At 68.6% G+C, this 23,173-nt stretch carries 23 protein-coding genes and 1 tRNA gene; 7 read left to right on the plus strand and 17 right to left on the minus strand.

Going from position 1 to position 23,173, the window contains the following annotated elements; all coding sequences use genetic code 11:
- Positions 1-220 precede the first annotated feature (220 nt).
- Genes CLV54_RS05440 through CLV54_RS05450 form a run of 3 tightly spaced genes read left to right on the plus strand, consistent with a single transcriptional unit; the run spans position 221 to position 2,839 of the window.
- Positions 221-880 (plus strand): TetR/AcrR family transcriptional regulator, encoded by a 660-nt coding sequence (locus CLV54_RS05440; RefSeq protein ID WP_100343930.1) that lies wholly within the window; start codon positions 221-223, stop codon positions 878-880.
- The gene (locus CLV54_RS05445; RefSeq protein WP_211294456.1) at positions 877-2,175 is read left to right on the plus strand and encodes a glycosyltransferase; all 1,299 of its coding nucleotides are present in this window, start codon (positions 877-879) and stop codon (positions 2,173-2,175) included. Before CLV54_RS05440 ends, CLV54_RS05445 begins: the two co-directional genes overlap by 4 nt.
- Before the next feature lie 40 nt (positions 2,176-2,215).
- Positions 2,216-2,839 carry a hypothetical protein gene (locus CLV54_RS05450; protein ID WP_100343932.1) on the plus strand — a complete coding sequence of 208 codons (624 nt, stop codon included), beginning with the start codon at positions 2,216-2,218 and terminating at the stop codon, positions 2,837-2,839.
- Between the two features lie 296 nt (positions 2,840-3,135).
- Here the strand turns inward: CLV54_RS05450 and CLV54_RS05455 are convergent.
- Positions 3,136-3,212 (minus strand) — tRNA-Ala (locus CLV54_RS05455).
- A 139-nt stretch (positions 3,213-3,351) separates the two neighbouring features.
- Here CLV54_RS05455 and CLV54_RS05460 point away from each other — a divergent pair.
- Entirely contained in the window at positions 3,352-3,939 is a 588-nt protein-coding gene (locus CLV54_RS05460) for an antibiotic biosynthesis monooxygenase (RefSeq protein WP_100343933.1), read from the plus strand.
- Positions 3,940-3,987: 48 nt separating this feature from the next.
- Here CLV54_RS05460 and CLV54_RS05465 read toward each other — a convergent pair whose 3' ends face one another.
- From CLV54_RS05465 to CLV54_RS05515, 11 genes are all read right to left on the minus strand, one after another.
- Positions 3,988-4,338, minus strand: coding sequence for a TFIIB-type zinc ribbon-containing protein (locus CLV54_RS05465; RefSeq protein WP_100344392.1), 351 nt, complete (start codon positions 4,336-4,338; stop codon positions 3,988-3,990).
- A 317-nt stretch (positions 4,339-4,655) separates the two neighbouring features.
- Positions 4,656-5,042, minus strand: coding sequence for a ribosome silencing factor (rsfS, locus tag CLV54_RS05470; RefSeq protein ID WP_100343934.1), 387 nt, complete (start codon positions 5,040-5,042; stop codon positions 4,656-4,658).
- A gap of 49 nt (positions 5,043-5,091) precedes the next feature.
- Positions 5,092-6,396, minus strand: a complete 1,305-nt coding sequence (locus CLV54_RS05475; RefSeq protein ID WP_157802820.1) for a hypothetical protein — start codon at positions 6,394-6,396, stop codon at positions 5,092-5,094.
- The gene (nadD, locus tag CLV54_RS05480; RefSeq protein ID WP_245861388.1) at positions 6,393-6,992 is read right to left on the minus strand and encodes a nicotinate-nucleotide adenylyltransferase; all 600 of its coding nucleotides are present in this window, start codon (positions 6,990-6,992) and stop codon (positions 6,393-6,395) included. Before nadD ends, CLV54_RS05475 begins: the two co-directional genes overlap by 4 nt.
- Before the next feature lie 12 nt (positions 6,993-7,004).
- The gene (locus tag CLV54_RS05485) at positions 7,005-7,235 is read right to left on the minus strand and encodes a hypothetical protein (protein WP_100343937.1); all 231 of its coding nucleotides are present in this window, start codon (positions 7,233-7,235) and stop codon (positions 7,005-7,007) included.
- A gap of 76 nt (positions 7,236-7,311) precedes the next feature.
- Positions 7,312-8,580, minus strand: coding sequence for a glutamate-5-semialdehyde dehydrogenase (locus tag CLV54_RS05490; RefSeq protein WP_100343938.1), 1,269 nt, complete (start codon positions 8,578-8,580; stop codon positions 7,312-7,314).
- A gap of 25 nt (positions 8,581-8,605) precedes the next feature.
- Positions 8,606-9,403 carry a glutamate 5-kinase gene (gene proB / locus CLV54_RS05495; protein WP_100343939.1) on the minus strand — a complete coding sequence of 266 codons (798 nt, stop codon included), beginning with the start codon at positions 9,401-9,403 and terminating at the stop codon, positions 8,606-8,608.
- Complete coding sequence (gene obgE, locus CLV54_RS05500) at positions 9,400-10,986, minus strand: GTPase ObgE (RefSeq protein ID WP_100343940.1); 1,587 nt, start codon at positions 10,984-10,986, stop codon at positions 9,400-9,402. Before obgE ends, proB begins: the two co-directional genes overlap by 4 nt.
- 107 nt (positions 10,987-11,093) lie before the next feature.
- Positions 11,094-11,351 carry a 50S ribosomal protein L27 gene (gene rpmA, locus CLV54_RS05505; protein WP_100343941.1) on the minus strand — a complete coding sequence of 86 codons (258 nt, stop codon included), beginning with the start codon at positions 11,349-11,351 and terminating at the stop codon, positions 11,094-11,096.
- Between the two features lie 33 nt (positions 11,352-11,384).
- Complete coding sequence (gene rplU, locus CLV54_RS05510) at positions 11,385-11,693, minus strand: 50S ribosomal protein L21 (protein ID WP_100343942.1); 309 nt, start codon at positions 11,691-11,693, stop codon at positions 11,385-11,387.
- A 227-nt stretch (positions 11,694-11,920) separates the two neighbouring features.
- Complete coding sequence (locus CLV54_RS05515) at positions 11,921-12,430, minus strand: hypothetical protein (protein ID WP_100343943.1); 510 nt, start codon at positions 12,428-12,430, stop codon at positions 11,921-11,923.
- A 15-nt stretch (positions 12,431-12,445) separates the two neighbouring features.
- Here CLV54_RS05515 and CLV54_RS05520 point away from each other — a divergent pair, with 15 nt between their 5' ends.
- On the plus strand, positions 12,446-12,745 hold the full coding sequence (locus CLV54_RS05520; RefSeq protein ID WP_100343944.1) for a DUF4031 domain-containing protein: 300 nt from the start codon (positions 12,446-12,448) through the stop codon (positions 12,743-12,745).
- On the opposite strand, the gene CLV54_RS05525 is transcribed toward CLV54_RS05520, so the two are convergent.
- Positions 12,742-15,363: an Rne/Rng family ribonuclease gene (locus CLV54_RS05525; RefSeq protein ID WP_100343945.1), complete on the minus strand. Its 2,622-nt coding sequence runs from the start codon at positions 15,361-15,363 to the stop codon at positions 12,742-12,744. The genes CLV54_RS05520 and CLV54_RS05525 overlap by 4 nt on opposite strands.
- Positions 15,364-15,737: 374 nt before the next feature.
- On the opposite strand from CLV54_RS05525, the gene CLV54_RS05530 reads away from it, so the two are divergent.
- Entirely contained in the window at positions 15,738-16,337 is a 600-nt protein-coding gene (locus CLV54_RS05530) for a vitamin K epoxide reductase family protein (RefSeq protein WP_100343946.1), read from the plus strand.
- Positions 16,338-16,473: 136 nt separating this feature from the next.
- Here the strand turns inward: CLV54_RS05530 and ndk are convergent, their stop codons facing one another.
- From ndk to ileS, 4 genes are read right to left on the minus strand one after another with little or no spacing between them, the layout of a single operon-like run.
- Complete coding sequence (ndk, locus tag CLV54_RS05535; RefSeq protein WP_100343947.1) at positions 16,474-16,896, minus strand: nucleoside-diphosphate kinase; 423 nt, start codon at positions 16,894-16,896, stop codon at positions 16,474-16,476.
- The gene (locus CLV54_RS05540; protein WP_100344393.1) at positions 16,893-17,294 is read right to left on the minus strand and encodes a DUF4233 domain-containing protein; all 402 of its coding nucleotides are present in this window, start codon (positions 17,292-17,294) and stop codon (positions 16,893-16,895) included. Before CLV54_RS05540 ends, ndk begins: the two co-directional genes overlap by 4 nt.
- Positions 17,291-18,667 (minus strand): bifunctional folylpolyglutamate synthase/dihydrofolate synthase, encoded by a 1,377-nt coding sequence (locus CLV54_RS05545; protein ID WP_100343948.1) that lies wholly within the window; start codon positions 18,665-18,667, stop codon positions 17,291-17,293. The genes CLV54_RS05540 and CLV54_RS05545 overlap by 4 nt, the downstream gene beginning before the upstream one ends.
- Positions 18,664-21,993 (minus strand): isoleucine--tRNA ligase, encoded by a 3,330-nt coding sequence (gene ileS, locus CLV54_RS05550; protein WP_100343949.1) that lies wholly within the window; start codon positions 21,991-21,993, stop codon positions 18,664-18,666. The genes CLV54_RS05545 and ileS overlap by 4 nt, the downstream gene beginning before the upstream one ends.
- 217 nt (positions 21,994-22,210) lie before the next feature.
- Here ileS and CLV54_RS05555 point away from each other — a divergent pair, with 217 nt between their 5' ends.
- On the plus strand, positions 22,211-23,167 hold the full coding sequence (locus CLV54_RS05555) for a cation diffusion facilitator family transporter (protein WP_100343950.1): 957 nt from the start codon (positions 22,211-22,213) through the stop codon (positions 23,165-23,167).
- Positions 23,168-23,173: the final 6 nt, after the last annotated feature.

Consider the following 23,173-nt stretch of genomic DNA (forward strand, 5'->3'; position numbering starts at 1 on the left):
CGTCACAAGGTCGCTCGACGATGTCGCGACTCAGATGTCTCCTGTAACCCGATGTCCCCCACTCATCACACCGGTGGGCCCCTCCTGCGCTCGTATCGAAACCCTGCCGAGGCAGCGACGCAGTGGTCATGGACTCTCTTCGATCACCGCCTGCGGTCACGTCGCTTGACCACGCTCGGATCAGTTGACTACAGTCAAACTGTAATCATCTGGAGGAACCATGTCTGACGGGGCGGTGCGCTATCCGAAGCGGTCGGCGCAGGCGGCGAGGACGCGTGCGACCATCATCGCCGCCGCCGGCGAGCTGTTCGGCGAGCTGGGTTATGCGGGGACGACGATGAAGGCGATCGCGAGAAGGGCGAGAGTCTCGGTGGAGTCGGTGTACCTGGCGGGATCGAAGTCTGCACTGCTGGCCACTGCGATGACCGTCGCCTTCACCGGTACGGAAAGCGACCGGCCGTTGGCGGAGGAGCCGGGCTATGCGGCGGTATTCGCGAACGAGGATGTCGGTGAGGCGCTGGACAGCTATGTCGATGTGGTGAGTGTGTCGATCGCCCGGTCGGACCCGTTGTGGCGAACCGCTCGGGCAGCCGCCGATGCCGAGCCGGAAATCCGGCGATTGATGGACGAGGCTCTCGCACGTCGCCGGTCGGATCTGGCAATGACCGGACCGTGGCTGGTATCTCGCGGTGTGATCACGCCAGACCTGATCGAGAGCGCAAACGCGACGCTCTCGGCTCTCGTATCGCACGAGGTGTATGAGCACCTCGTGGACGAGTTCGGCTGGACGCTGGAACAGTACGTCGAGTGGTTGCGGACCGTGATCCGCCGAGTGATCCTCGACCAGCCGGGAGATGTCGTCGAACGGAGCGAATCGTGACAACAGCATTACTGTGCTCAAATCCGCTGTATGGCCATGTGAATCCGATGCTCGCGGTCGGGCGTGACCTCGCGGCACGGGGAGACCGGGTGATCGTGCTCACCGGCTCGCGTTTCGAGACGGCGACGTTGGACAGCGGTCTGGAATTCCGTTCCTTTCACGGTGCGGCCGACTTCGATGAGCGCGACCCGGCCTCGTTCGTCCCGGACGCTCACCGCTACTCGGGGATCGCGCTGTCGCAGTATCAAGTCGAGTCCACCTTCATCCGGCCCATACCAGACCAGTGGAGGGCTCTCTCCGCGATACTCGCGGAGGAGCAGATCGATGTTGTGCTCATCGACAGCCTCTTCGTCGGCGCGTTGCCGCTGCTGCAGCGCGACCCGGGCAAGCGGCTGCCGGTGCTCGTGATCGGGATCGGGCCGCTTGCGCAGTTCAGCGTGGACACGCCGCCGGCCAACTCGCGTATCCGGATGGCCTCCGGCCCGGTCGCCCGTGTGCGCAATCGCCTCCTGAACGAGATGGCGCGGCGGGTGTTCTTCGCACACGCGCAGAGACTCGCCGGGCAGTTGCTCATCGAGGCCGGCGGTCAGAAGCCGGACGGGTTCGTCATCGAGATCTCCCGGCTGCCCGATCGTTACCTCCAACTCGGCCCGCGTGAGTTCGAGTATGAGCGACGCGACCTGTCCGATAACATCCGATTCGTCGGTCCGCTCTCATCGGCTCGGACACCCGGCGCCGCCGAAAGCCTGCCGGATTGGTGGGGAGAACTCGGAGACGGCAAACCCATTGTGCACGTCACTCAGGGCACACTCGACAATCACGACCCCAGTACGGTCATCCGACCCACCATCGACGCCCTCGCGGACCTCGACCTGCACGTTGTGGTCTCCACTGGCCGAAGCCCGATCGAGTCCGTCGGCCCCCTCCCACCGAATGCCCGGATCGCGGAGTTCCTGCCCTATGACCAGCTACTCCCGCTCTGCGACGTGATGGTCACCAATGGCGGGTACGGCGGCACCCTGGCAGCCCTGGCTGCCGGCGTCCCCCTCGTCGTGGCCGGTGCCGCAGAGGACAAGCCCGAGGTCGCCGCACGCGTGGACTACTTCGGTGTCGGCATAGACCTCCGCACGGGCCGGCCGACCGCACATCAGGTGCGAGCCGCCGTACAGCGGATCCTCCACGATGCATCCTTCCGTCGACGAGCCGCCACCCTACGCGATGCGATCGCAGGCTACGACCCGTTCAGGAACATCCGGCACGAGATCGACACCGTTCTCACCGAACGGCGTCTCTAAGACAATGACCACTATCACATCACGACCAGGGAGAGCAATCTTGTCGAACAACCTCGCTGTCACAGACCAGACGTCCGGAACGCGCCCGCGCTGGAGTATCGTGGGCGGTGGATCCCTTCTGACAGGCGCACTCGTCCTGCTCGTCGCCACCATCCTCGAGTACTTCGTCTGGCACACCGACACCCTCGCCACGGGAGTGTTCGTTCTCTTCTCGATCCTCTTCCTCGCGAACATCGTGCTCTACCTGGTCGCGATGGTCGCGCTCGGGTTCGCCGACGGCGGAATCGCCGGCCCTTCGATTATCGGGAGGACAGGGCTCGTACTGTTCGGGGTCGGCTGGGCGGTGCAGCAAATCATCTACTGGAGCGGATACTTCACAGGCTCCCTCCCGACCGCCGTCACCACACTCAGCATCATCGCCCTCATCGTCACCTACCTCGGCGCGATCGCGGCGGCCGTGGTCATCGCACTGGGCGGGGTCGTCGGCGGCCTCGCCCGATGGGCGCTCATCATCGGCTTCGCCATCGCCGGCATCTGCGCGGGCATCGCCAACTCGCAGTCCGACCAAGTTCTCACCACAGTGCTGCTGTCGCTCTCCTGCGTTGCGCAAGCGTTCGTCGGGCTGAGCTACCTGCGATCACGCCGGCGTCCTGCGAGTCTGTGAGCCTGGTCCACTTCGGGCGATCGCCACCCCATTCTTATTCTTCACTCTTCACAGGGGAACATCGTTCGACCCTCACAGGGGAACATCGTTCCTGTCGAGTGCCGACGAAGGCCTCCGACGACCCACCGGATGTGCACACCGAGGACGACACGCCCGAACCATCCAGTCTTTCCAGCCGATACGCCGCAACCACAGCTACTGGCGCCACCAACGACGAGAGCCCGGCCAATGGCCGGGCTCTCGAAAAGTGACACACGTCGCGACTCAGGTGAGACCTATGTCTCGACTCATCACAATGGTGGATCCAAGGGGATTCGAACCCCTGACCCCCTGCATGCCATGCAGGTGCGCTACCGGGCTGCGCCATGGACCCATAACCGCTGCTTCGCCTGGCCCGTAAGCCGTTTGAAACAACTTGAATAGATTACTACATCCGAGAGGGTCGTGTGACACGCTCGGGCTCCGCCGCGGCATCCGGTGTGATCTTCGCAGGGATGACGTTTACTGGAGCCATGAGTGCTGAACCCATCACCGTCTCGATCACACGCCACGTTTCGCCTGATCGGGCGAAAGAAGTGGCCGCCTGGGCACGCGCAGGGCAAGACCTGCTGAGCGCCTCCCCCGGATACCTCGGATCCGGTTGGATCCGCCCCGATCCGCAATCGACCGAGTGGCACATGCTCTACAGATTCGCGGATGCCGCGAGCCTCGACGCCTGGGAGAACTCATCCGAGCGCTCCTGGTGGGTGCAGAGCGCCATGGGCATGGTCGAGGACACCCGCACCGAGCGCCGCACCGGCATCGAGGGCTGGTTCGACCAGCCCACCGGGGTCACCGTCGTCAACGCCTCCGCGCCCGTGCCGCCGCGCTGGAAGCAGATGGTGAGCATCTTCATCGTGTTCTACCCGGTGAACCTGCTGGCGACCTGGCTCGTCACGCCCCTGCTGATCGGGATCTGGCTGCCGCTGCGGGTGCTCATCGTCGTCGCCGCGATCATGCCGATCATGACCTACGCGCTGCTGCCTCTTGTCACGCGAGCGCTGCGGCCCTGGCTCGTCAATCGGCCGCGAGCACGAACCCGCATCGCGAACCCGCAGTAGTCGCGCACGCCCTCCTGACTGAGCGCGACTACCGCAGTCTCGTGGTCGTCAGTCGAAGAGCTCGGAGAGCCAGCTCTCCTTCTTCTTCTTGCGGTACTGGCCGTGGTTGTCGTATCCGTTCGAGCCGTAGGAGCCCCGCTGCTGCTCATAACGCGGCTGCCCCTGGTACGGGGGCTGCGGCGGGTACGGCTGCTGGTAGGCGGGCGCCTGCGGCGGCACGGACGGCGCCGGCGCGGCCGGCTGGGCTGCCGCCGCAGGACGCTCTGCGGATGCCCGATCGATGATCTTGTCGAGTTCGCCGCGATCCAGCCACACACCCCGGCATTCCGGGCAGTAGTCGATCTCGATACCGCTGCGCTCGCTCATCACGAGGGTCACGTCGTCGTTGGGGCACTTCATGGTCTGCTCCTGCGTTCGCACGTCGATGGGGTCGAGACGAGTAGACCAGGCGAGATCGAGAGAACCCTGATTTGCTGCAGAACCTGCAGCTTTGCCGACGTCGCGGACGGCCCGGGCGCGCCGCCGAGCTCACAACTGGGCGTCGCTCGATCCGAAATGCAGAAGTTCAGCGGGTCAGCCCCCAGAAGGGCAGGTGATTCCGCCCTCTGGTCCTCGGATCTCCTGCATTTGGGCACGAGGAACCCACGGCAGAGACGTGACGAGGAGAGACACGCTGACGCTGCGGGCAACGCAGAGGCTTGCGGGAGGCGAGGATCCTAGTCGGAGAGCTCGGCCGGCTCCATGGACGGCAGCACGATCGGAACGACCGGGCAGTCCTTCCAGAGACGCTCGAGCGAGTAGTACATGCGGTCCTCCTCGTGGAAGACGTGCACGACCAGGTCGCCGAAGTCGATGAGAACCCAGCGGCCCTCGGAGCGGCCCTCACGGCGGAGAGCCTTGACGCCCTGCTCGAGGAGGGCGTCTTCGACGCCGTCGGCGATCGCCGTCACATTGCGCTCGGAGCGACCCGTGATGAGGAAGAAGACATCGGCGAGAGGCAGCGGGCCGGAGACGTCGAGCGCGACGAGGTCTTCGCCGCCCTTGCCGTCGGCGGCGGCCGCCGCGAGCTGGAGGAGCTCGACGGTGCGCGCCGTGGCGGTCATCGCACGCCCCCGTTCGAGAGGGCGGCGGTGATCGTGGTGGAGACGAGAATCAGAAAATCCTTAGAACGTAGGCGCCGACGAGAACACCGAGCACGGCGATCGCCATGACACCGGCGACGATCGCCAGCACCATGGGAAGCCGGTTGCCCCGGGTCTTGGGCGGTGTGATGACACCACGGGTCGAGGTGTGGGAGCTGACGGCACGACTGGCCCGGATGGGCGCCGAGTCGGTCGAGACGACCTCCGGCTCGACCTCCGCGTCGAAGAGGCGGTCGATCTCGGACGAGTCGAAACGGCTGCCGTGCTGCCCGGTCGAGCCGAGGCCGCGCGGAAGGTCGATCGAGCCCGTGACGAGGATCTCGCCCGTGCTCGTGATCGGGTGGTTCGAGACATCCGGGGCCTGTGGGATCGACGGCAGGATGAGCGCGTTCGTCGTGTTCATCGTGCTCGGCGACTGGATGCCGCGAGAGATGATCTGGTCGAAGGGCTGGTTGACGTCGTCGAGCTCCTCGGCGCGCGACCAGTGGCCGACGGGCGGGGTGAAGGCCGTGTCGCTCAGGCGCGGCTGCGCCTCGGCGCCGGCGGACCGGGACGGATCGGTGACGCCGTTGGAAGGAACGGCCCAGCCGGGAGTGGGCGTCGGCACGACCTCGGGGGCGATGGCCCGAGGAGCGACCTGCTCGGGCGCGACAGGGGTCGGCGCGGGCGGGACGGCAGCAGCAGGCGGTTGCACCGAGGCCGGCGGCGTGACGGAGGCCGGCGGCGTGACGGAGGCCGGCGGCGTGAGCGGGGCGCGCGGCGGCGCGGAGGGTGTGGGAACCGGCGGCGCGGGGTCGGCGATCGCGGCACCGCTGCGGATGGCCTGCTTCGCGGCCTCCTCGGCTTCGAGCATCGCGCGGAGCTCGCGGCGGGTCAGCGTGCGGTCGGGCGAGGCCTGCTGCGGAGCCGCGGTCGCGGCATCCGCCGTCGCAGCGGCCGGAGCCTGCGGCAGGATCGGAGCCTGCGCCGGGGTCTGAGCCTGCCCGGGCCGGTCGTCGCCGGGGATGGCGGGGACCGCGGTCGTCGGCGGGTTGAACTCACGTCGGCGGAACCGAGGGGCGTCGCCGGACGGCTCGGCCGTGCGCGGAGCGGCAGGCGGCGTCGCCTGGAAGCTCGCAGGCGCGTCGGACCGCTCGACTGAGCCCGGGAGCCCGTTCGTGAAAGGGGTCGTCAGTTGAGGGATGTCGCCACCCGTCGTCGGCTCGGCGGTCGCCGCTCGACGCGGGGGGTTAGCCTGCCCATTCTCGACCGCGGCCCGCTCATTCTCGCGGGCCTGGCGACGAGTCTGTGGCGGCTGATCTTGCCACACAGTCATGCCACACTCCGATATAGATGATGCTTGGAGATGTACTGGACAACCCCGTCGGGTACCAGATACCAGACCGGGTATCCCCGGCTCACCCGGCTGCGACAGTCGGTGGAGGAGATCGACAGAGCCGGAACTTCAAGCAAGCTTACGTCTTGGGCCGGTAATCCGGAAATGCTCAGATCGTGTCCCGGACGACTCACAGCAACGAAATGCGCCAGCGACCAGAGCTCGTTCACGTCTTTCCAGCTGAGGATCTGGGCCACCGCGTCGGCACCCGTGATGAAGAACAGCTCGGCGTCGGGCCGGTCGGCACGGATGTCGCGGAGGGTGTCGATCGTGTAGGTGGTGCCCGGGCGGTCGACGTCGACCCTGCTCACGGTGAACCGCGGGTTCGACGCCGTCGCGATGACGGTCATGAGGTAGCGGTGCTCCGCAGACGTCACCACGTGCTTCTGCCACGGCTTGCCGGTCGGCACGAAGACGACCTCGTCGAGGTCGAAGCTCTGAGCGACCTCGCTCGCGGCCACGAGGTGACCGTGATGAATGGGGTCGAAGGTGCCGCCCATCACACCGATACGCGGGCGGCGACCCGATTCATCCATCGACATGCGCGCCTAGTGGTGGGGGTGTCCTGCGCTGTGGGTCTCGGCGCCCGCGGGCTCCGCGTGCTCGGCCGCGTGGGCCTCGGCCTTGTGGCTGTGACGGTTCGCGACGTTGCGGTAGGTCCAGGTGACGAATCCGAGCGCCGCGAAGATGACGGCGGCGATGACGCCGTACCAGATCGGGTCCATCGGCAGCTGGACGGCGTGCTCAGACTCCGCGAGGACGGCGGTCACGAACGACATGTGGATCTCCCAATCAACGCACAACTTCTCGAGCGGCACCGCGTGAGACCGGTGCCCGTACCGATTCTAGAGGTATCTACGCTCTGACCTGTCCGCTGCCACGCACGATCCACTTGGTGCTCGTGAGTTCGGGAAGGCCCATGGGACCGCGCGCGTGGAGCTTCTGGGTGCTGATCCCCACCTCGGCGCCGAAGCCGAACTCGCCGCCGTCGGTGAAGCGGGTCGAGGCGTTCGCCATGACCACGGCCGAGTCGACCTCGTTGAGGAAGCGCTCGGCGTTCTGGAGGTCGTTGGTGACGATCGACTCCGTGTGGTGGGTCGAGTACCGGCGGATGTGATCGATCGCCTCGTCGAGGGAGTCGACGAGCGCGACGGCGAGGTCGAGGCTGTAGTACTCGGCGCGCCAGTCGTCGTCGGTCGCGGGAACGGAGTCGGGGAACAGCGCGCGGGTGTCGTCGTCGGCGTGCAGCGTCACACCCGACTCGCGCAGCGCGCCCAGCACGGCGGGGAGCAGCCGAGGGGCGGCCGCGCGGTGCACGAGCAGGGTCTCGAGCGCGTTGCACACGCTCGGCCGCTGCACTTTGGCGTTGCGCACGATGTCGACGGCCCAGTCGAGCGGCGCGCTCTCGTCGAGGAAGACGTGCACGACGCCGTCGCCCGTCTCGATGACGGGCACCTTCGACTCGCGCACGACGGTCTGGATGAGCTCGGCGCTTCCACGAGGGATGAGCACGTCGACGAGACCGCGGGCCTGCATGAGCTCACGCGCGCCCTCGCGACCGAACTCGTCGATCGTCTGCACGGCGTCGCCGGGCAGGCCGGCCGAGACGAGGGCCTCCTGCAGGATCTCGACGAGCACGCGGTTGGTGTTCTCGGCGGCGCTCCCCCCGCGCAGCACCGCGGCATTGCCGCTCTTGAGCGCGAGGGCGGCGATGTCGATCGTCACGTTCGGCCGCGCCTCGTAGATCGCGCCGACGACCCCGAACGGCACCCGCACCTGGGTGATCTTCACGCCGTTCGGCAGGATCGACCCGCGCACGGTCTCTCCGACGGGATCGACGAGGCCGACGATCTGCTCGACCGCCTGGGCGAGGGCCTCGAGACGGTCCGCGTCGAGTCGCAGGCGATCCTGCAGACCCGCCGAGAGCCCGCTCCCGCGCCCGTTGGCGAGGTCGAGCTCGTTGGCCGGCAGGATCCGCGCCGTGCCGGCGCGCACGGCAGCGGCGATCGCGAGAAGGCCGCGGTTCTTCAGATCGGCGTTCGCGGTCGCGAGGGTGACCGAGGCGTCCTTCGCCGCCTGCAGTTTGTCGGCGAGGGTCGGAGTCGTGAGCGTCGTTCCAGCCATGACTGGAAGTTTAGACGGTCGGCGCTCAGGCGGTCGGTGTCGAGACGGTCGGCTCGAACCAAGTGCCGACCGGGTGGCCGCCGAGGGCCTCGCGCACGAGGGTCGTCGCGGTCAGGAGAACGGCCGTGCCGCTGTCGGCCGCCATGCGCGCCGCGGAGACCTTGGTCGACGCTCCCCCTGTGCCCACACCGGCCGCCCCGATGTCGCCGAACTCGACCTCGCCGAGCTGATCGCCCGCCGCGACCCGGTCGATGCGCTGCGCGCCGGGCTCATGCGGCGGCCGGGTGTAGAGCGCGTCGACATCCGAGAGCAGCACGAGCAGATCGGCCTTGACGAGCATCGCGACCATCGCCGCGAGCCGGTCGTTGTCGCCGAAGCGGATCTCGTGGGTCGCCACCGTGTCGTTCTCGTTGACGATCGGCAGGATTCGCAGGCCCAGCAGCCGCTCCATCGCGCGCTGGGCGTTGCTGCGGTGGGCCGGGTTCTCGAGGTCGCCCGCCGTCAGGAGCACCTGGCCGGCGACGATCCGATAGCGGTCGAGGCTCTCCTGGTACCGGACGATGAGCACGTTCTGGCCCACGGCGGCCGCGGCCTGCTGAGTCGCGAGATCCGTGGGCCGCGCGGCGAGCTGGAGGTACGGCATACCCGTGGCGATGGCGCCGGATGACACGAGCACGACTTCGACGCCGCGACCGTGCGCCTCGGCCAGGGCGTCCACGAGCGGGCCGATCTGCGCCGCATTGGCCCCGCTGATCGACGACGACCCGACCTTGACGACGACACGCCTCGCCGCGGGGATCTGCTCGCGCTCGACGGGTGTCACGCCTCGGAGTCCTTCGCCGATCCGTCGGTCGTGACCTCCGCGGCGTCGCCGACGGGAGCGCCTTCGCGATCGATCGCGAAGCCCTCGTCGTCGCGCCACAGTCCGGCGTCGCGCTCGCGCAGGAGCTCGGCGCGGGCCTCGGCCTTGGCGTCCATGCGATCGAGGTAGACCTCGCGCCGGGTGCGGTGGGTCGCGCGCCGGTTCTCGTCGAGCCGGGGGTCCGCGCCGCGCGGTGCGACGGCGAGCTCCGCCGTCGAGGTGAGCGTGGGCTCCCAGTCGAAGACGACGCCCTCGCCCTTGCCGATGACGACAGTGGATCCGGCGATCGCGCCCGCCTTGAACAGCTGGTCTTCGACGCCGAGCTTGGCGAGCCGGTCGGCGAGGAAGCCGATGGCCTCGTCGTTCGTGAAATCGGTCTGCGCGACCCAGCGCTCGGGCTTGCCGCCCAGGATGCGGTAGATGTTGCCGTAGCTGCCGCCCTCGACGCGCACGACGAAACCGGAGTCGTCGACGGCCTGCGGGCGCAGGGTGATGCGGGGGCGCGCGGGCGCTGCCGCGGCATCCACCCGCTCTTTCTCGACGAGCTCGGCGAGGGCGTACGACAGCTGGCGCAGGCCCTCGTGGCTGACGGTGGAGATCTCGAACACGCGGTAGCCGCGCTGCTCGAGCTCGGGGCGCACGAACTCGGCGAGCTCGCGGCCCTCGGGAACGTCGATCTTGTTGAGGGCGATGAGCTGCGGCCGGTCGAGCAGCGGCGTCTGGCCCTCGGGCACCGGATAGGCGCCGAGCTCGCCGAGGATGACGTCGAGGTCGCTCAGGGGGTCGCGGCCGGGCTCGAGGGTGGCGCAGTCGAGCACGTGCAGAAGGGCCGAGCAGCGCTCGACGTGACGGAGGAACTCGAGGCCGAGGCCCTTGCCCTCGCTCGCGCCCTCGATGAGCCCGGGCACGTCGGCGATCGTGTAGCGGGTCTCCCCCGCCTGCACGACGCCGAGGTTCGGATGCAGGGTCGTGAACGGGTAGTCGGCGATCTTGGGGCGTGCGGCGGACAGCGCGGCGATGAGGCTCGACTTGCCCGCCGACGGGTAGCCGACGAGGGCGATGTCGGCGACGGTCTTGAGCTCGAGCTCGACGTCGCCCTCCCAGCCGGGAGTGCCGAGGAGCGCGAAGCCGGGGGCCTTGCGCTTGGTGGAGGCGAGAGCCGCGTTGCCGAGACCGCCCTGGCCGCCGGGAGCGACGACGAAGCGCATGCCCGGCTCGCTCATGTCGGCGAGCTCGTTGCCCTCGGTGTCGGTGACGACCGTGCCGAGGGGCACGCCCAGCTCCAGCTCCTCGCCGTTGGCGCCGCTGCGGTGGTCGCCCATGCCGGGGCCGCCGTTGTCGGAGCTGCGGTGAGGCGAGCGGTGGTAGCCGAGGAGCGTCGTCACCTGCGGGTCGGCGACCAGAACGATGTCGCCGCCGTGCCCGCCGTTGCCGCCATCGGGGCCGGCGAGCGGCTTGAACTTCTCGCGGCGCACCGACACGCAGCCGTTGCCACCGTTGCCCGCCCGGAGATGGAGCGTCACGTGGTCGACGAAGGTCGCCATGGACCCTCCTTTAGCTGGGATGTTGCGGATGCCGCGATGCGAACAGCTGCGGTACGAACACGAATGGGCGAGCCGAAGCTCGCCCATTCGAAGAGGAAGTGCGGTGCCTAGACGGCGGCCGCCACGATGTTGACGACCTTGCGGCCGCCCTTGTTGCCGAACTCGACCGAGCCCGCTGCGAGAGCGAAGAGCGTGTCGTCGCCGCCACGGCCGACGTTGACGCCGGGGTGGAAGTGCGTGCCGCGCTGACGGACGATGATCTCGCCCGCACCGACGACCTGACCGCCGAAACGCTTCACGCCGAGGCGCTGCGCGTTCGAGTCACGACCGTTGCGAGTGGAACTCGCACCCTTTTTGTGTGCCATTGCTGTTTCTCCTGGGCCTGTCGCAGACGCGAGCTACTTGATACCGGTGACCTTGACGCGCGTGAGGTCCTGACGGTGCCCCTGGCGCTTCTTGTAACCGGTCTTGTTCTTGAACTTCTGGATGACGATCTTCGGGCCGCGGAGGTTCTCGAGAACCTCGGCGGTCACCGTGACCTTGGCGAGCGAGGGGGCGTCGGAGGTGATCTTGTCACCGTCGACCAGCAGCACGGCGGCGAGCTCGATGCTGCCACCCTTGGCGGCCTTGACCCGGTCCATCGTCACGATGGTGCCGACCTCGACCTTCTCCTGCCGTCCACCGGCGCGCACAACTGCGTAAACCACTTCACGTACCTACTTCTCTGGGGGGCCTGCGCCCCGTGTCTAACACTCGACTCGACGTCAACTTGCGCAACGCCTCTGCATGGATCAGTCACTGCATGGACCGGCGCCCTCAACGGAGGGAACCGTGTGTCCTCAGAAAACCGTGGCGATCGCGCGGAAGGAAAACCAGCGCACACCAACGGTCAACTTTACCGGAAACGAACGCTCCGGTCAAACGGAGCGCTCGATCACGGGGACTGCTGATCGTTGACGCCTCGAGCCATCTTAGTCGTGATGAGCCAGGCGATGAGCGCAATCGCCGCGGTGAGCGGCAACCAGCTCGAGCAGTTCCGCAGCAGCTCGGGCCACAGCCGCGCGACGTCGGAGAGGTCCACGTCGAGAGACGGCGCGGAATACGAGAACCACGAGCCCGCCGTCATCCATCGGATGAGCAGCCCCACGAGCACCTGCACGACCACGCCGACCGCGACGGCCACGGCCGAGCGCAGGAGCACGCCGGGCCAGCCGCCGGCCCCCGCCAGCGGGAACAGCCGCCACAGCGACAGGAAGACGCCGAGAGCGATGGGCGCGGAGGGGTACAGGGCGAAGAGCAGCCAGTTCGTGGCGGTCGCCCACGGCAGCTGCGAGGAGCCGAGCGCGTCGACCCCCACCGTGGCCACGAGGACCACGAGAGCGGAGGCGACCTGGTAGCCGAAGGCGATCAGAGCGACTGTCGCGGCCAGACGCGGGGAAGTCATTCCTAGAATCTATCCATGACCGTACTGATCGACGAACCGCGGTGGCCGGCGCACGACACGCTCTGGTCGCACCTCGTGAGCGACAGCTCGCTCGCGGAGCTCCACGCCTTCGCCCAGGCCGCCGGGGTGCCCGCACGCGCGTTCGACCTCGACCACTACGACGTGCCCGCCGCGCGCTACGCGGCGCTCGTCGGCGCCGGAGCGGTCCCCGTGTCGAACCGGGAGCTCGTCGTCCGGCTCATCGGCAGCGGGCTGCGCGTGAAAGGTCGCGACAGGCGCCGTGGACGCGACATCCACGGCGCCTCGTCGCGCTAGTCGTTCTTCGCGGTTTCGTCGCTCGAGGCGATGGGCGCCACGGGCGTCGACAGGGCGGCCGTGCTGACCCGGCGGTTGCGCGAGCGCCCCTGGCCGGGCTGCTTCGGCTCGGGCAGCGCGTCGAGCACGGATCCGAGGATCTGCTCGGCGTCTTTGCTGCTCAGCTGCTTCGCCTTGCGCGGGGCCTTCTTGACCGGGATGTCGAGGATGGCGACGGGCGTCTCCTCGACGGCCGGTGCCTGCGCCTCGTCGGCCCGGCCGACGCTCTGAGCCTGCTCCCTCGCCCTCGGCTCGGCGACGGCCTGCGCCGCCGGCTCCTGGGGAGCGCCGGCCTGCTCGGCAGTCTCCTGCGCCTGCCCCCGGGACTGGCCGCTGCGTGCGCGACGGCTGCCCGAACGGGCGGATGCCGCGGCCGCGGGCGCCTCGGCCGAAGCCTGTGCTGCCGCCTGCTCGTCGGCGTGCGGGATCGTGCTCGCCGCGATCTGCGCGAGAGCGTTCTTCACGTCCTCGGTGATCGCGTGCGGCTTCTCGCCGTTGCCGTTGTGCGAGGATCCGTTCGACCCGTTGCCGTTGCCGTTGTGCGAGCCGTTCGACGACCCGTTCGAGCCCTGGCCGTTCGAGCCCTTGCCCGAGCGGCGACGCTCCGGCTGCGGCGCCTGGCGGTGCTTCACCACGGGGTCGTGGTGGATGATGATGCCCCGGCCGGCGCACACCTCGCAGGTCTCGCTGAAGGTCTCGAGGAGCCCGAGGCCGAGCTTCTTGCGTGTCATCTGCACGAGGCCGAGCGAGGTGACCTCGGCGACCTGGTGCTTGGTGCGGTCGCGGCTCAGGCACTCGATGAGACGCCGCAGCACGAGGTCGCGGTTGGTCTCGAGCACCATGTCGATGAAGTCGACGACGATGATGCCGCCGATGTCGCGCAGACGCAGCTGGCGCACGATCTCCTCGGCCGCCTCGAGGTTGTTCTTGGTGACCGTCTCCTCGAGGTTTCCCCCCGATCCGACGAACTTGCCCGTGTTGACGTCGACGACCGTCATGGCCTCGGTGCGGTCGATCACGAGCGAGCCGCCCGAGGGCAGCCAGACCTTGCGATCGAGCGCCTTCTCGATCTGCTCGGAGACGCGGTACTCGTCGAAGGCGTCCTTCGTGCCCTCGTAGGTCTGCACGCGGTCGAGGAGGTCGGGAGCCACCTGCTCGAGGTAGCGCTCGATCGTCTTCTGAGCCTCGGCGCCCTGGATGACCATCTTCTGGAAGTCCTCGTTGAAGACGTCGCGCACGATCTTGATGAGCAGGTCGGGCTCGCTGTGCAGCATCGCGGGAGCCTGCTCCGACTCGACCTTGGCGCTGATGTCGGCCCACTGCGCGGTGAGGCGCGTGACGTCGAGCGTCAGCTGCTCCTCCGTCGCGCCCTCGGCCGCCGTGCGCACGATGACACCCGTGTTGTCGGGCAGCACCTCTTTGAGGATCTTCTTGAGGCGAGCGCGCTCGGTGTCGGGGAGCTTGCGCGAGATGCCGTTCATCGAGCCGTTCGGCACGTAGACGAGGTAGCGGCCCGGAAGCGAGACCTGGCTCGTGAGCCGGGCGCCCTTGTGGCCGATCGGGTCTTTCGTGACCTGCACGAGGACCTTGTCGCCGGCCTTGAGCGCGAGCTCGATGCGACGCGGCTGGTTGCCGGTCTCCACGGCGTCCCAGTCGACCTCGCCCGAGTAGAGCACGGCGTTGCGGCCGCGGCCGATGTCGACGAAGGCCGCCTCCATGCTCGGAAGCACGTTCTGCACGCGACCGAGGTACACATTCCCGATGAGGGATGCGTCTTGCGCCTTCGCGACGTAGTGCTCCACGAGCACTCCGTCTTCGAGCACGCCGATCTGGATGCGGCTGTCTCGGGAGCGCACGACCATGACCCGGTCGACGGACTCGCGGCGGGCGAGGAACTCGGCCTCCGTGATGACGGGGCGGCGACGGCCGGCGTCGCGGCCGTCGCGGCGGCGCTGCTTCTTGGCCTCGAGACGCGTCGATCCCTTGATGCGCTGCGGCTCGGTGATGAGTTCGGGCTCACGGGGAGTGCGCACCTTGACGACGGTGTTGGCGGGGTCGTCGCGACCCTGGCGGTCCTCCTCGCCCGGGCGACGGCGGGCGCGGCGGCGGAGCGTCGGGCTCTCGTCGTCGTCGTCCCTGTCACGGTCGCGATCCCTGCCGCGATCCCTGTCGCGGTCGCGATCCCGGTCGTCCCGATCGTCGCGCGCGCTGCGCGGAGGCAGCGGCGGGAGGTCGGGGGCCTGGAAGATGAGCGAGGTCGTCGGCCGCAGCTGGGGCACCGGCAGCGGCTCCGGCTCGAAGCCGTCGCTGTCGGCGCCGCCCAAGAACATGGGCAGCTGGGTGGTCGCCGAGGTGGATGCCGCGGGAGGCATGGACGCCGCGGCATCCTGCTCGTGCGCCCGCTCCACCGGCGGGGTCACCGGCGCGCCGGGAGGCGCGACCGTCTCCTGGGCCTCGATCACGGGCGGAGTCTCCACGGCCTTCTTCGACCGGCGCGAGCCGAAGAGCCGGCCGCGCTTTTTTACTCCGTCGTTCCCCGTTGAAGAATCGTTCCTGCTGTTTTCTGTTTCATCCACCATTCCTGGTGCACTCCTTGACCGGGCCGTGTGGCCGCGCCACTCCCCCGGTTGCTCTCGAGCGGGGCTTCGCTCACGCGAACCTCCCGCCAATCTGTTACTGACGCAATCGGCTCTCAGCTCTGATTGCTACTTCTTCGGAACTCGCTATCCGACACGGGCAGTGGGTTCACTGCCGCACATCTCTCGCGTCATTCACAGAATGCCAGCGATGTGCCTCGTGGCCCGGATTGTCGCCCGGCAAGCCTTCATTGGCGTCTCACCAAGCGCGGCTTGGAAGACTGTCCACCATTATCGCACGGATGACCCTGTAACCGGGCCCGAGCGCCCAGCCGACCCTCAGCCGGCGCATCGGAGCGCTATGCGATAATCCGAGAGTGTCCGATACCCCAGTGCAGCGGCGCCCGCTCGCCCTCTCCGTCTTCCTGATCGTCGCGGCCGTCGTGGGGCTCATCGCCGCCTTCGTGCTGACCCTCGAGAAGTTCCACCTGCTCGAGGATCCGGACGCGAGCCTCAGCTGCGACTTCGGCCTCGTGGTGCAGTGCGGGGCGAACCTGAAATCGTGGCAGGGCTCGCTCTTCGGCTTCCCCAACCCGATCATCGGCCTCGTCGGATGGACCTCGGTGCTCGTCGTCGGGGTCGGCCTGCTGGCGGGTGCGCGGTTCCCCCGCTGGTTCTGGCTCACCTTCAACGTGGGCCTGCTCGGAGCCCTCGTCTTCGTGATCTGGCTCATCAGCCAGAGCATCTTCGTACTGGGAACCCTCTGCCCGTGGTGCATGGTGACCTGGTCGGTCACGATCCCCTCGTTCATCGCCGTGACCCTCTACAACCTCCGGGAGGGCACGATACCCGGGGGCCCGGGCGTGCGCCGTGTCGCGGGAGCCCTCTACGGCTGGGTTCCGGCGATCACCGTGGGCTGCTATCTCGTGATCGCGATCATCGCCCAGCTGCGCCTCGACGTCATCTCGTACCTCTGATCCCCGACCTCTGACCCCTGATCGCCGCTCACAACGACGGACTTTCCGCCCGAATTCCGGCCGTTTCGGGGAGAAACGGGCGGTTTCGGGCGGAAAGTCCGTCGTTGTGAGCGGAGAGGAGGACCGGAGGCAGAGGTCAGTCGAACCAGAGGTCGAGCTCGCGCTGCGCCGACTCGGGCGAGTCGCTGCCGTGCACGAGGTTCTGCTGCACCGAGAGGCCCCAGTCGCGCGCGAGATCGCCGCGGATGGTGCCCGGGGCGGCCGTCGTCGGGTCGGTCGTGCCCGCGAGGGAGCGGAAGCCCTCGATCACACGATTGCCCGCCAGGCGGATCGCGACGATGGGGCCGCTCTCCATGAACTCGACGAGCGGCTCGTAGAAGGGCTTGCCGAGGTGCTCCTCGTAGTGCTGTGCGAGCAGCTCACGATCGGCCTCGACGAGCTTGATGTCGACGAGCGAGTACCCCTTCGCCTCGATCCGGCGCAGGATCTCGCCGGTGAGGTTGCGGGCGACCCCGTCCGGCTTGACGAGAACGAGGGTTTCTTCGACGGGCGTGCTCATACTGCTGTCTCCTTCTGACGATCGATCTGCGAGCCCTTGACCATGGCATAGGCCCACATCGCGGTGAATACCGCTCCAACAAAGAACATGACGGGGTTGACGAAGCCGGCGAGCAGCACGATCCCCTGCAAGACCCAGCCCACGACGAACGCCCACGGAAAGCGCAGCAGCCCGACGGTGAGCAGCATCACGACGGCCAGCCCGATGCCGCCGCCGAGCGCGACGCCCGCCGGCAGGTTCTTGAGCCCGAAGAGCACGAGCGCCGCCAGGAACACGACGATCGACTCGAAGCCGAGCACGATCGAGCCGAGCGTCTGGCGCACCGTGCGGATCGGACGGACACGACCGGATGCCCCGGGCACGCCGTCGCCCGTCGCGCCATCGATCTGGTCGCTCATCGCGTCGACCACGTGCCGTCGCGCGCGATCGTCATGGTGTCGCCGATGAGCGTGATGGACCCGGTGACGAGCACCCCTCGCTTCGGAGCCTCGCCGGCCCACGCCCGCGCGGCCTCGAGAGCCTCGGCGAGCGAGCCCGTCGCCGTGACGCCGACGCCGGCCTCGAGGCCGGCCGTCTCGGAGACGAGGGAGGCGAGCTCGGCGAACGGCCGGGTGCGCTCCGACCCCGACTGGGTCACGACGAAGCGCGAGGCGACGGGCGCGAGCGCGCGCACGATGCCCTCGGCGTCTTTGTCGGTCAGGATGCCGAGCACGACGGTGAGCTCGTCGAAGTCGAAGTTCTCGGCGACGGCCGCGGCGAGGGCCGCGGCACCGGCCGGGTTGTGCGCCGCGTCGACGAGCACGGGCGGCTCCGTGCCGATGAGCTGCAGCCGGCCCGGAGAGGTCGCGGTCGCGAGCCCCTCGGTGAGCGCCTCGGCCGAGAGCGCCTGGGTTCCGCCGCCGAGGAACGACTCGACGGCCGCGATCGCGACGGCCGCGTTCTGCGCCTGGTGCTCGCCGTACAGCGGCAGCAGCAGCTCGTTGTAGGTTCCCGCGAGCCCGCGCACCGACAGCAGCTGCCCGCCGACGGCCGGCGCCGACGACAGCACCTCGAAGTCGGTGCCCTGCTCGACGAGGCTCGCCTCGCTGAGCTCGGCGGCGCGCCTGAGCTCGGCGATCGCTGCGGCCGGCTGTGCGGCCGAGACGACCGCGGCGGCCGGCTTGATGATGCCCGACTTGGTCTTGGCGATCTCGGCGATCGTGTTGCCGAGGCGGGCGGTGTGGTCGAGCGAGATCGGGGTGAAGACCGCGACGTCGCCGTCGGCCACGTTGGTGGAGTCCCACTCGCCGCCCATGCCGACCTCGATCACCGCGACATCCACCGGCGCGTCGGCGAAGCTCGCGAAGGCGAGCACCGTCATGGCCTCGAAGAAGGTGAGGGCCGGTTCGCCGGCCTCCTCGAGCTCTGCGTCGACCATGAGCAGGTAGGGCTCGATGTCGGCCCAGTTCGCGGCGAGCGTCTCGTCGCCGATCGGCTCGCCGTCGATCATGATGCGCTCGTTGAAACGCAGCAGGTGCGGGCTCGTGAACAGGCCCGTGCGCAGCCCGTAGGCCCGCAGGATGCTCTCGACGAGGCGGCTCGTGCTCGTCTTGCCGTTGGTTCCCGTCAGGTGCACGATCGAGAAGCTCTGCTGCGGGTCGCCCAGCAGCTCGACGGCGCGACGTGTCGCCTCGAGGCGCGGCTGGGGCATCCCTTCGCCCATCCGCTCGAGAAGGGCCTCATAGACGGCGTCGCCGGCCGCCCGGAATTCGTCGTTCGCCTCGTTCGTCATGCTCTACCCAACGCTATCCTCAGTGCCGACTCGCGGCCAACCGGTACCGAGCCCTGCTCCGGCCCGGCGTCGTCGAACACGCCGACGTGGATGCGCGAGGCCAGGGTCTCCTGCGCGATGAGCTCCATGTGCGTCCGTGCATCGCGCGCCCCGTCGCCGTCGAGCGTCAGGGTGAGCTCGATGCGGTCGCCGACCTCGAGCCCGGCGGCCTTGCGGGCATCCTGCACCGCTCGGATGACGTCGCGGGCGAGGCCCTCGGCCCACTGCTCGTCGTCGACGCTCGTGTCGAGCAGCACGAAGCCGCCACCCTCGAGCAGCGAGATCGCGGTCTCGCCGTCGGCACCGGAGCCGGCCTCGAGCACGAGCTCGTACTCGCCCTCGACGAGTTCGAGGCCGCCCGCGGTCACGACGCCGCCGTTCTCGCTCCAGTCGCCCGCTCGGGCCGCCTGGATGACCCTCTGCACCTCTTTGCCGAGGCGCGGACCGGCCGCGCGGGCGTTGACGGTGAGCTTCGAGGTGATGCCGAAGCTCGCGGCGCTGTCGTCGGCGAGCTCCACGAGGGCGACGGATCGCACGTTGAGCTCCTCGCGCAGGATCGCCTCGAACGGCGCGAGGCTCGCGGCATCCGTCACCACGACGGTGAGGGTCTTGAGCGGCAGGCGCACCTTGCGCGATGCCTGCTTGCGCAATGAGAGCGCGGCCGAGCTGATGGCGCGCACCTCGTCCATGACCTGCACGAGGGCCTCGTCGGCGGGGAAGGACTCCGCCGCGGGCCAGTCGACGAGGTGCACGCTGCGCCCGCCGGTGAGGCCCTTCCAGATCTCCTCGCTCACGAGCGGCAGCAGGGGCGCGGTCAGGCGGGTGAAGGTCTCGAGCACGGTGTAGAGCGTGTCGAAGGCCTCGGTTCCCGAGCCGTCCTCCCCCACGCCCAGCCAGAAGCGGTCGCGCGAACGGCGCACGTACCAGTTCGTGAGCACGTCGGCGAAGTCGCGCAGCTTGGCGGCCGCGAGGGTGCTGTCGAGGTTCTCGAGATCCGCTGTGACGCCCTCGACGAGGTCGTGGGTCTTCGCGAGCAGGTAGCGGTCGAGCACGTCGCCCGAGTCGGTGCGCAGCCTCGCCTCGTAGCCGCCGGATGTCGCGACGTTCGCGTACAGCGAGAAGAAGTACCACGTGCTCCACAGCGGAAGCAGCACCTGCCGCACGCCCTCGCGGATGCCCTCCTCGGTCACCACGAGGTTGCCGCCGCGCAGCACGGGCGAGCTCATGAGGAACCAGCGCATCGCGTCGGAGCCGTCGCGGTCGAACACCTCGCTCACGTCGGGGTAGTTGCGCAGCGACTTCGACATCTTCTGGCCGTCGCTGCCGAGCACGATCCCGTGGCTGATGACGTTGCGGTAGGCGGGCCGGTCGAAGAGCGCGGTCGAGAGCACGTGCATGACGTAGAACCAGCCGCGGGTCTGGCCGATGTACTCGACGATGAAGTCGGCGGGGTGGTGGCTGTCGAACCAGTCCTGGTTCTCGAAGGGGTAGTGCACCTGCGCGAACGGCATGGAGCCGGAGTCGAACCACACGTCGAAGACGTCGGGGATGCGGCGCATCGTCGACGCGCCGCTCGGGTCGTCGGGGTTGGGGCGCACGAGCTCGTCGATGTAGGGGCGGTGCAGGTCGGGCTCGCCGGCCTCGTTGAGCGGCAGCGTTCCGAAGTCGCGCTCGAGCTCGGCGAGGGAGCCGTAGACGTCGACGCGCGGATACTCGGGGTTGTCGCTCTTCCACACCGGGATCGGCGAGCCCCAGTAGCGGTTGCGGCTGATCGACCAGTCGCGGGCGTTGCCGATCCACTTGCCGAACTGGCCGTCTTTGACGTTGTCGGGAACCCAGTTGATCTCCTGGTTGAGCTCCACCATCCGGTCGCGGAACTCGGGCACGCGCACGAACCAGCTCGAGACCGCGCGGTAGATGAGAGGGTTGCGGCAGCGCCAGCAGTGCGGATACGAGTGCTCGTAGCTCGCCTGGCGCAGCAGACGGCCCTCGGCGCGCAGCATCTGGGTGAGCGGCTTGTTCGCATCGGACCAGAGCTGGCCGGCGACCTCGGGGACGCTCGGCAGGAAGAGGCCGCCCTCGTCGAGGGAGAGGATGACGGGGATGCCCGCTGCCTCGCAGATCTTCTGGTCCTCCTCGCCGTAGGCGGGCGCCTGGTGCACGATCCCCGTGCCCTCCTCGGTGCTCACGTAGTCGGCGACGAGGATCTGCCAGGCGTTCTGGGTGCCGTAGGTCTCGATGTCGGCGTAGTGGTCCCAGAGCCGGTCGTAGCTGATGCCGTCGAGCTCACGGCCGACGACCGTGCGGCTGATCGCCGCCGTCGCCTCGGCCGCGCTCTCGTAGCCGAGGTCTTTCGCGTAGTTGCCGACGAGGTCGCGGGCGAGCAGGTATTCACCGCCGAGCACCTCGGTCGCGGCATCCGGCCCGCTCTTCTCGCGCAGCACGGTGGCATCGGGGGTGCCGTTCGGTCCCGCGGGCACGACCGCGTAGACGATGTCGGGGCCGACCGCGAGGGCGAGGTTCGTCGGCAGCGTCCAGGGCGTCGTCGTCCAGGCGAGGGCGCGCACGGCCGTGAGGCCGAGGCTCTCGGCCTTCGCGCCCGTGAGCGGGAAGGTGACCGTGACGGTCTGGTCCTGGCGCATCTTGTAGACGTCGTCGTCCATGCGCAGCTCGTGGTTGCTGAGCGGGGTCTGGTCGCGCCAGCAGTAGGGCAGCACGCGGTAGCCCTCATAGGCGAGGCCCTTGTCGTGCAGCTGTTTGAACGCCCAGACGACCGACTCCATGAACGTCACGTCGAGGGTCTTGTAGTCGTTCTCGAAGTCGACCCAGCGCGCCTGGCGGGTGACGTAGTCCTGCCACTCGCGGGTGTACTTGAGCACCGACTCGCGGGCGACCGCGTTGAAGGCCGCGATGCCCATCTCCTCGATCTGCTTCTTGTCGGTGAGGCCCAGCTGGCGCTCGGCCTCGAGCTCGGCGGGAAGGCCGTGCGTGTCCCAGCCGAAACGGCGGTGCACCTGCTTGCCGCGCATGGTCTGGAAGCGCGGGAAGAGGTCTTTCGCGTAGCCCGTGAGCAGGTGGCCGTAGTGCGGCAGACCGTTCGCGAAGGGCGGCCCGTCGTAGAAGACCCACTCGGGAGCGCCGTCGCGCTGGTCGATCGACTCCTGGAACGTGCCGTCGCCCTTCCAGAACGCGAGAACGCCGTTCTCGATCGCCGGGAGGTTCGGGGACGGGACGACGCCCTCGACGGAGTCGTCTCCTGCGGATGCTCGGCCCTGGGGGTACGTCATGTCTCTCCTGATGGAAACGGGATGGGATAGCTGTCTCCACGAGGACGACGGATGCCGCGGTACCACCTCGCTTGCCGCCGGCATCCGTCTCTCGACATCGCCTGCGACCGCTCATGAGGGCTGTGACGGGCCCGACTCGTCCGGCTCTACTGGGCCGGTGACGACCCGAGCGCAAGGCCTGGGCCGAACCGGCTGTTCTTCCGAAGACTCCCCGGTGATGGCCGGATCGACGTCATACACGAATATCCTACGGTGTGTGCTCACCGTTCTGATCGCGTTCCTGGCCAATCTGCTCGTCGCCGTCGCCAAGTCGGTCGCCGCGACGATCACCGGCTCGGCGTCGATGCTCGCCGAGGCGGCGCACTCCTGGGCCGACACGGGCAACGAGATCTTCCTCATCGTCGCCGACCGGCGCTCGGCCCGGCGCAAAGACGAGGAGCATCCTCTCGGCTACGGGCGCGAGGCGTACGTCTGGTCGCTCTTCGCCGCCGTGGGCATCTTCACGGCGGGCGCGGTCGTCTCGGTCTTCCACGGCGTGCAGGAGCTCTTCGACCCCGAGCCCGCGAGCGACTTCGTGGTCGCCTACGTCGTGCTCGGCATCTCGCTCGTGCTCGAGGGCTTCTCGTTCACCCAGGCGTTCGTGCAGGCCCGGCGGCGTGCGCAGCTGCGCGGCCAGGGCACCCTCGACCACGTGCTCACGAGCTCGAACACGACCCTGCGGGCGGTCTTCGCCGAGGATGCCGCGGCGCTCATCGGCCTCGTTCTCGCCGCCGCCGGCATCGCCCTGCATCAGATCACGGGCAACGCGGCCTTCGACGCTGCGGGCTCGATCCTCATCGGGCTGCTGCTCGCCGTGGTCGCGATCATCCTCATCGACCGCAACCGGCGATTCCTCGTGGGGGCCGGGCCGACGCCCGAGGTCCGCTCCCGGGCGGGGCGGATGCTGCTCGCGAGCCCGGAGATCGAACGCGTCACCTACCTGCACCTCGAGTTCGTCGGGCCCGATCGCCTCTTCCTCGTCGCCGCCGTCGACCTGGTCGGCGACCGCCGCGAGGAGGACGTCGCGGTGCAGCTGCGCCGCCTCGAGCGCGTGATCGAGCAGCAGGAGTACGTCGAGACGGCCGTGCTCTCGCTCTCTGTGAGCGACGAGCCCTCTCTCGAGTTCGTCCTCTGAGCTCGT

The sequence above is a fragment of the Compostimonas suwonensis genome (genome assembly GCF_002797855.1).
Taxonomy (GTDB): domain Bacteria; phylum Actinomycetota; class Actinomycetes; order Actinomycetales; family Microbacteriaceae; genus Compostimonas; species Compostimonas suwonensis.